Source organism: Mesorhizobium sp. M7A.F.Ca.ET.027.03.2.1 (assembly GCF_003999175.1).
In the GTDB taxonomy this organism is placed as follows: Bacteria; Pseudomonadota; Alphaproteobacteria; order Rhizobiales; family Rhizobiaceae; genus Mesorhizobium.
On record NZ_RZOM01000167.1, the window covers coordinates 1 to 7916 of the forward strand.

At 61.7% G+C, this 7916-nt stretch carries 10 protein-coding genes; 6 read left to right on the forward strand and 4 right to left on the reverse strand.

Annotation, left to right across the window (positions count from 1 at the left end):
• From EN750_RS10150 to EN750_RS10175, 6 genes are all read left to right on the forward strand, one after another.
• Positions 1–560 (forward strand): c-type cytochrome (locus EN750_RS10150; RefSeq protein ID WP_127396339.1); only part of this gene is annotated, 560 nt, incomplete at its 5' end.
• Positions 557–2527 (forward strand): cytochrome c oxidase subunit I, encoded by a 1971-nt coding sequence (gene ctaD / locus EN750_RS10155; protein ID WP_127396340.1) that lies wholly within the window; start codon positions 557–559, stop codon positions 2525–2527. The genes EN750_RS10150 and ctaD, both read left to right, overlap by 4 nt.
• Entirely contained in the window at positions 2524–3129 is a 606-nt protein-coding gene (locus tag EN750_RS10160; RefSeq protein WP_127331648.1) for a cytochrome c oxidase subunit 3, read from the forward strand. The genes ctaD and EN750_RS10160 overlap by 4 nt, the downstream gene beginning before the upstream one ends.
• 1 nt (position 3130) lies before the next feature.
• Positions 3131–3472, forward strand: a complete 342-nt coding sequence (locus tag EN750_RS10165) for a hypothetical protein (RefSeq protein WP_127396341.1) — start codon at positions 3131–3133, stop codon at positions 3470–3472.
• Positions 3469–4347 carry a cytochrome c oxidase assembly protein gene (locus tag EN750_RS10170; protein WP_127396342.1) on the forward strand — a complete coding sequence of 293 codons (879 nt, stop codon included), beginning with the start codon at positions 3469–3471 and terminating at the stop codon, positions 4345–4347. The genes EN750_RS10165 and EN750_RS10170 overlap by 4 nt, the downstream gene beginning before the upstream one ends.
• Positions 4328–4744 carry a c-type cytochrome gene (locus EN750_RS10175; RefSeq protein WP_127318947.1) on the forward strand — a complete coding sequence of 139 codons (417 nt, stop codon included), beginning with the start codon at positions 4328–4330 and terminating at the stop codon, positions 4742–4744. Before EN750_RS10170 ends, EN750_RS10175 begins: the two co-directional genes overlap by 20 nt.
• 78 nt (positions 4745–4822) lie before the next feature.
• Here the strand turns inward: EN750_RS10175 and EN750_RS10180 are convergent, their stop codons facing one another.
• The 4 genes from EN750_RS10180 to EN750_RS10195 form a co-directional block, all read right to left on the reverse strand.
• Positions 4823–5602, reverse strand: coding sequence for a hypothetical protein (locus tag EN750_RS10180; RefSeq protein ID WP_245482665.1), 780 nt, complete (start codon positions 5600–5602; stop codon positions 4823–4825).
• A gap of 56 nt (positions 5603–5658) precedes the next feature.
• On the reverse strand, positions 5659–6051 hold the full coding sequence (locus EN750_RS10185) for a phage holin family protein (RefSeq protein ID WP_127396344.1): 393 nt from the start codon (positions 6049–6051) through the stop codon (positions 5659–5661).
• The gene (locus EN750_RS10190) at positions 6048–6656 is read right to left on the reverse strand and encodes a DUF1206 domain-containing protein (protein ID WP_127396345.1); all 609 of its coding nucleotides are present in this window, start codon (positions 6654–6656) and stop codon (positions 6048–6050) included. Before EN750_RS10190 ends, EN750_RS10185 begins: the two co-directional genes overlap by 4 nt.
• A gap of 548 nt (positions 6657–7204) precedes the next feature.
• Positions 7205–7916, reverse strand: a 712-nt coding sequence (locus tag EN750_RS10195; protein WP_127396346.1) for a hypothetical protein, incomplete at its 5' end; no start/stop codon positions are given.

Below are 7916 nucleotides of genomic sequence, written 5' to 3' on the forward strand. Positions count from 1 at the left end.
TTCATATCCCTGCCGGCGAGCCGGTGCGGCTGCTATTGACCTCGACCGATGTGATCCATTCCTTCTGGATCCCAAGCTTGGCCGGCAAACTCGATCTTATCCCCGGCCACATGAACGTGCTGGACATCAAGGCGGACAAGCCGGGCGTCTACCGTGGTCAATGCGCTGAATTCTGCGGTGCGCAGCACGCCAATATGGGCACCTTCATCATCGCCGAGCCGCGCCCGAAATTCGATGCGTGGCTGAACGACCAGTTGCAGCCGGCCGGCGCGCCGGCGAGCGGCGAAGCCAAGGCCGGCGCAGACCTGTTCCTCAAACGCCCCTGCGTGATGTGCCACAGGATCGGGGGAACGCCGGCCGGCGGAACGGTGGCTCCCGACCTCACCCACATCGCCAGCCGGAAAACATTGGCGGCCGGAACGCTGACGATGAGCCGCGGCAATCTCGCCGCCTGGATAGCCGACCCGCAAGGCATCAAGCCGGGTTCCCACATGCCAGTGGTAGATCTCAACGGCGACGAGCTCAACGCAATCGTCGCTTATCTCGAGGGTCTGAAATGAGCAGCGCCGATGTCACAGGCGACCGCCACATCCCGGAACCAGACCCCGCCAAAGGCGACCTTGCTCCCGAACGTGACGGCCCCCGCGATACGGGCATGGATGATGCCAGCCTGCATCGCTGGCTCGAGCGCACCTGGCGGACGCCGTCCGGCATCGTCGGAGCGCTCTCGAGCGTCGACCACAAGGTGATCGCACGACGCTATTTGATCACCGCTTTCGTCTTCCTTGGTCTTGGCGGTCTCAACGCTGTCGCCATGCGTATCCAGCTTTCGGGACCGCAACGCGGCCTGATCGGGCCCGACCTCTACAACCAGCTGTTCACCATGCATGGCGTTACGATGATGTTTCTGTTCGCCGTGCCCATCGTGCAGGCGACCGGGATCTACCTGGTGCCGCTGATGGTGGGCACCCGCAACATCGCGTTTCCGCGCCTGAACGCGTTCAGCTATTGGATCTACGTCTCGGGCGGCGCTTTCGCCTGGGTGTCCTTTGCCCTCAACATGGCTCCTGATGTGGGCTGGTTCGCTTACGTGCCGCTGTCCGGCCCCGAATTCGCACCGGGCAAGCGCGCCGATGTCTGGGCGCAGATGATCACCTATACCGAAGTGTCGTCACTGGCCGTCGCGGTTGCGACCATCGTCACGGTGTTCAAGCAGCGGGCCCCCGGCATGTCGCTGGACAAGATCCCGCTCTATGTCTGGGCGATGCTGGTCACTTCTTTCGTCGTCATCTTCGCGATGCCGGCGGTGATGATCACCTCGACTTTCCTGATCCTTGACCGCCTGGTCGGCACGCACATCTTCAACCCGGCGGAAGGTGGGGATGCTCTGCTGTTCCAACATCTCTTCTGGTTCTTCGGCCATCCGGAAGTTTACATCATCTTCCTGCCGGCGACGGGCATGGTGTCCTCGATCATTCCTGTTTTCGCCAGGCGACCGACATTCGGTCATCTCGGGCTGGTCCTGTCGCTGATCGCAGTCGGCTTCCTGTCGTTCGGGCTCTGGGTTCACCACATGTTCGCCACGGGATTGCCTAAGCTCGGCGCCAGTTTCTTCACCGCATCCAGCATGCTGATCGCCATTCCAAACGGCGTGCAGATCTTCTGCTGGCTTGCAACACTTTGGGACGGCCGGCCGGTGATCCGGACGCCATTGCTGTTCGTCTTCGGCTTCTTCTTCATCTTCGTCATCGGCGGGCTAACCGGCGTCATGCTCGCCTCGGTGCCATTGGATCTTCAGGTGCACGACACCTATTTCGTCGTCGCGCATTTCCATTACGTGCTGATCGGCGGCTCGGTGTTCCCGCTGCTTGGCGCGGCTTATTTCTGGTTCCCGAAGATCACCGGCCGCATGATGAGCGAACGCCTTGGGCGGTGGCATTTCTGGCTGGCCTTCATCGGGTTCAATGCGGCCTTTTTCCCGATGCATCTCGTCGGCCTATGGGGCATGCCACGACGGGTCTACACCTATCCGGCCGAGCTTGGCTGGGGCAACATCAACCTTTTCATCTCTGCCGGGGCGCTGCTCTTCTTCCTGAGCTTTGTCCTGTTCACTTTCAATCTGGTGCATGGCGCGTTGAAAGGCACCTCGGCCGGCAACAATCCGTGGGACGCAGGAACCTTGGAGTGGGCAACGTCCTCGCCACCGCCGAGCTATAATTTCGCACGCATTCCCATGGTTACCCATATCGAGCCGCTCTGGGCCGAGCGCGAGGCGCTACCTGTAGCGACCGGGCTCCGCGTCGATGCGCGCGAACTCCTCATCTCTACCGTGGCCGAAGCTTATCCCGATATTCGCGAGAAATCGGCCACACCGTCGATCTGGCCGCTTTTTGCGGCGCTCGCCGTAGGCGGCACGTTTCTCTATTCGATCTTCACGCCCTGGGCGATCGTCTGGGGCGCCGCGCCGATCGCCATCACGTTGATCGGTTGGTTCTGGCCGAAGGGCCATCCGGAGGACCAGGAATGAAGCAGCGCGCCGCCGCCGATCTTTCTGGCCTGCCGACCTTCGGGCACGGTCCGCGCAGCCCCACCTGGTGGGGCACGCTCGGCTTCATGGCGTTGGAAGGTACGGGTTTTGCGCTGGCAGCGGGCGCATATCTCTACCTTGCGCTGTCGTGGCCAGCATGGCGGCTTAGCGCACCGCAGCCGAACCATTGGCCCGGAACGATCGTGACGATTTTGTTTGTCGTCAGCCTTGTGCCCAACCACGTCCTCCACCGCCACGCCAAGCAATGCTCCATGGTTCCGGTGCGGATCGGCCTGGTGGTCATGTCGCTGCTCGGCATCGCTCCGCTCGTCGTGCGCTGGTTCGAATTCCCCGCCCTCAACATCTATTGGGACACCAACGCCTACGGATCGATGCTCTGGGTGCTGCTTGGCCTGCACACCACGCACCTCATAACCGATGTCGGCGACACCATCGTGCTGACAGTGCTGATGTTCACGCGCCACGGCTATAGCGGCCGGCGCTTCGGCGATGTCGGCGACAATGTCTTCTACTGGGATTTCGTGGTCCTGACCTGGATCCCGATCTACGTGCTCATCTATTGGGCGCCGAGGCTAGGCTGAGATGCGAGCGCTGCGGTTGGGAACGTCTTGGGGTGGTCTTCTGTCAGGTCCGCTGGCCTGGGCGGTCTCGACACAGCTGAATTATGCGCTGGTGCCTTGGCAATGCAACCGCCAGGTGCCGGTCGTGCTTCCCGTGGCGCTGCTGCTCGTCTTGTTGTCGCTGCTCGGCGGGGCGCTGTCGTGGCGGGCGAAGCGGCGAGGCGGTGCCGCATTCAAGCCGGAGCGTACGCGCCGCACAGAGCGCTTCGTCGCCAATCTCGGGATGTTGTCGGCGTTGCTGTTTGCGCTTGTGATCCTCATGCAAGGCAGCGCGGCGCTGATCCTGGATGAGTGCCTGCGATGAACCTGGACGCGCTGTTCCCTACTTCCATCTGCTACGGCGTCGGCGCGCCCGGGGCCGGGTGGACGCTCGCGCTGCCCATCACCCTGCCACTCGCCGTGGTTGCCCTGATATATGTCGTTGGTGCTGGCCGGCTTTGGCGGCGCAGCAGCCGCGGCAGGACGTTGCGGATGCGCCAGGCTCTGCTGTTCACGGCCGGATGGAGCGTGTTGACAGCCGCATTGGTCAGCCCGATTCATGTGCTCGGCGAGCAGGTCTTTGCGGCGCATATGATCGAGCATGAACTGCTGATGGCCGTGGCGGCGCCGCTGTTGGTCTCTGCCTGCCCGGCTGCGGCCTTGATGTGGGGCCTACCCATCCGGTTCCGGCGCATCCTGGGAATTGCCGGACACGTCAATTGGCTGAGGGTGGTCTGGGCCTTCGCAACGCGGCCGATCAGCGCGACCATTATCCACGGCATTGCTATATGGATTTGGCACATTCCGGTGTTGTTCGAGGCCGCGCTCGAACGCGGCGTACTGCACTATGCACAGCACGCGAGCTTCTTCGGAACAGGGCTGCTGTTCTGGTGGGTCCTCTTGCCGCGTCCCGGCCGCCAGCATGCTTATGGGAGCGCAGTGATGCACCTCTTTGTCACCTCGCTGCATACCGGGCTGCTCGGCGTTCTCCTGTTGCTCTCGCCACGCCTCTGGTACCCGGAGAACGCCGTGGGAGCGGCACTGTGGAATTTGAGCCCCCTGGAGGACCAGCAACTTGCCGGACTGGTGATGTGGGTTCCGGCTGGATTGATATATGGCGGCGCAGCGCTGCTGCTGGTCGCGTTGTGGATCAAGGCGAGCGGAAGGAGGGAGGCGGCGCATGCGTACGAGCTTGTCTAAACTGCTTGCCGCCGTCATCGCCGCGCTGGTGCTGCTCGTCGCGGCCGTGGCCGGAATGACCTGGTGGTCCGATCGGGCCGCGCGCGTCCGCCACGAGGCGGAGGCGGCCACGGGCGGTGACACTGCGAGGGCCTTGCCGATCATGACTGCGAATGGCTGTTCCGGCTGCCATACGATTACGGGCGTGCCGGGCGCTCAAGGGCAGGTCGGTCCTCGCCTGGATGCCAGTCTTGCTGGCCGCATCTTTATCGGTGGCGGGCTGGCCAACAATCCAGAGAACCTGATCCGCTGGATACGATCGGCCAGGGAAGTCGATCCGCACACGGCCATGCCATCGACACGGATCACGGAGCAGCAGGCGCGCGATATCGCGGCCTACCTCTACGCTCTAAAATGATTTTAGCGGTCCATCGTCTGAACAACAACGCCGGCCCTTCTGAAGAGACCGACTATCGTTGATCCAGGATCATTCAAGCTAGGTTTGACGCTGAGACGAATCGGAAATCCGGTCGCGCACTGCATGCTCGGTCTTGTCTGCTGTGGACTTCACGACCTCGCCGAGTTGATCGGCCATCGTGCCTGCTTCCATATGTTGCCGGCCAGCTTCCTGCTTGATGGTCTCATAGGCGTCGGCGGCGACCTGCTTGGCTTCATCCAGACCCCTGTCGAGCATGGTTCCGGCGGTGTTGCGAAGCTTGTCGCCATAGGCGCCTAGTTGCTCATCCTCCGTTGCGGTATGGGGCAGCATTGCACCTATGGCGGCGCCGATGGCGAGACCGGCGGCCGCTACGGCCAAAGGTTGGTTCTCAAACAGTTCTTGGGCAGAGCGGGCGGTTTTCGCCGCCATGTCGCCGGTCACCGATCTTGCAGTGGCCGTGCTGCCCGTCAAACCCTCGGCGGCGTTGCTTACCGCGCTCGAAACGGTATCGCTGACGCTGGTAGCAGCCGACGACAGCGATGAGGCGGCATCGGAGAGCGTGCCGCCGAAGCCGCCGCGCTCCCCTTCATCATGTCTTCCCGGCGCTGAAGGCAATGGGTAGCCAGCCGAACCGTGGGCCGTGTTTGAGGTACCGCTGCCGAACATCAGCCAAGCAAGACCCGCGCCGACCATGGTGACCGGCAAAGGATTGTCTCGGACCTGCGTTCTGAGATTGCTGAGCATGGCCGAGCTCTCCCCTCCCGAGAACAGCCCGGTGAACTCATCAAGCAATTGTCCGGGCGTCATCTTGCCTCGAATGGATTCGGCGGTCTCCATCACCCGGGCGCGGGCTGCCTCGGCCTCGCGTTCAAGTTCGGCTGCGGATTTCTCAGTCATCTCACTTGTTCCTTGATCACGCTCGCGTCGCGCTTGAGCTGTTCCTGGGTCCGGTCGGGGGTAAGTTCCGAAGGCGCCATGCTGGCCATCCCGGTCCGCAGCAGGATGACGCCGAGGATCGCCACGACCACACCGACCAGCAGGGAAGACCACCCCGCGCCGAGCCCTGCCCGCGTCAGTGCGATAACGAGTGCCTGCAGCAACACCAATAATGCCGCGAGCAGGCAGATCGCGCCGCCGAGCACTTCAGCGGCACCTGCTCCGGCTTTGGTGAGCTTTTCAGATAGCTCGGCCCGAAACAGCCTGGCTTCGGTTTGCACCAGTGTGGTGACATTCTGGGCCAAGTCGGTGATCAGTCCGGTAAGGCTGGGATTGTCCTGGGTGTTCATCTGTCCTGCTCCGCGTTCTGCGTGGCCCCATCATCGCCGACGAGGCCCGAATCCTGCGAACGATCAACGGACCAACCCTGTGCCTGATCGGTGTGTGATCTGAAGTCTCCAGGATCATCCTGAAATTCGGGCCTTGTCGGCGGAGAAGCCTTGATGAATCGCCCGAGAGCCAATCCGGCCAATACCGACCCGGCAAGCAAGACACCGGGATTTTGCCGGCCAAAGGACTGCACGTCCTCAAGGACCTGGCCGAACGGTTTCTGTTTCAATGACGATGAAAGCCGCTCCAAGCCACCGGCGGCATCCAATGCGAACTTCGATGCGTTCCTTTCATCGTTGTTGGCCAGATGGTCACTGGCCGCGCGCAGTGCGCCGCCCAGCGCCGCCAGACTCGATCCGATGTCGCGCTGAGCTTCCTCCGCCTTGTCGGAAATGACCTCCTTGGCTTCAGATGCATAATCGCCAGCCTTACGGGTCACCGTGTCACGCGCGTCGTGAAGCAACTCGCTGGCACGTTCTTGTTCCTGGCGAAGCCTGTCGGAAACGTCGCTTTTCGCCTTGTCGAAATCGGTGGGCTGTCCGCCCTGATCGTTCTCATGCTGCATGGGCCACCTAGTGAAGACCGAGGAAGGAGAGGACCGCGAGCACGACAACGATAAGGCCGATAAGATAGATGACACTGTTCATGTGCACGTCCTCCGTGGCTTCCCAACTTCGTGGAACCTCCGATGTTCCACTAGGTGAAAGCATTTATGATCAGGCTGAAACGGAGAGCTCGTCCGGGACGCAACAATCACGAATGAGCTGAGCTGCCCCTCGTGCGGAGCTTCAGTGGCTCGAGTACAAACCTTGTGCTCCCGACTGCGCACGGGTCGAGCGGAAGGCCGCCGGTTGCCTCGGCTTTGGCTGACCTTTGTCTATTCGGCTGTCCGCCTGTCGATCATCTGCTCGCTCTGGACGCCCGGCACGTCCCTGCGCTGTTGGACGCCTTCAACGAAGCGAGGATGAAGGCATAGAATACGTGCTGATGCTTCATTCTCCTGCGGGAAGGAGCAGAGATATTCAGTTCGCCCATGTCTTCGAACGCCGCGACTGCTGCATGGTGTCGTGTGCACGCGCTCCGACGGATTGTTCCGTCCGAGCAACACCTAATTCATGCAACCTTGGAAAACAGGGCGACGTCGCATCTGGCCAAGCCGTAGCGCCACCGATGATCGGTCGTGGCGACCCGGCTTTGGTAAAACAGCGAAAGTTGGCCCCCTTCGATCATCACGGTCGAGTGGCCGTTCTCTCCCGGCTGGCCTGGTTCCAGCACCGGTCCCATCGACACATAAGGTCCAGCAACATCATCGGCGATGGCAAAAAACACGCGTTGCCGGTTTCCCCGAAGGCCATTCGGGAGAAAGCAAGTGGCATTGAGAAGCACGCGGCCATCCGGCAATTCGACCAGTTGTGCGCCCTCTATCCCCCATTCGTAGTCGGGATCCTCTCTCGTGTTGTGGTGAGGAACTTCATTATGGTCGAGGATCTTGCCGATCCGCTTCCAGGGACCGAACCATGAATCGGATTGGCTACGCGCGAGATAGATGTCGGGCTGTGGCACCCTGGTGAATTTTGGCATGGCGGAATAGACGAGGTAGCGCCTGCCGCCAATAACTGCGGGATGCGGATCGTAAATGCCATCTTCCTCCGTGTCCGGGATGGCGAGGATTGCCGGGCTAAGAACCACCCAATGGAACCCGTCATTGGAAACCGCATGCTCGCAGCGGCCACCAGACTTCATGAACTCGGTCTGGATGAACATGTGAAAGACGCCACTTTCGTGAATGACCCCCGGAGCCGCAACACCACTCCCATTGATAGGA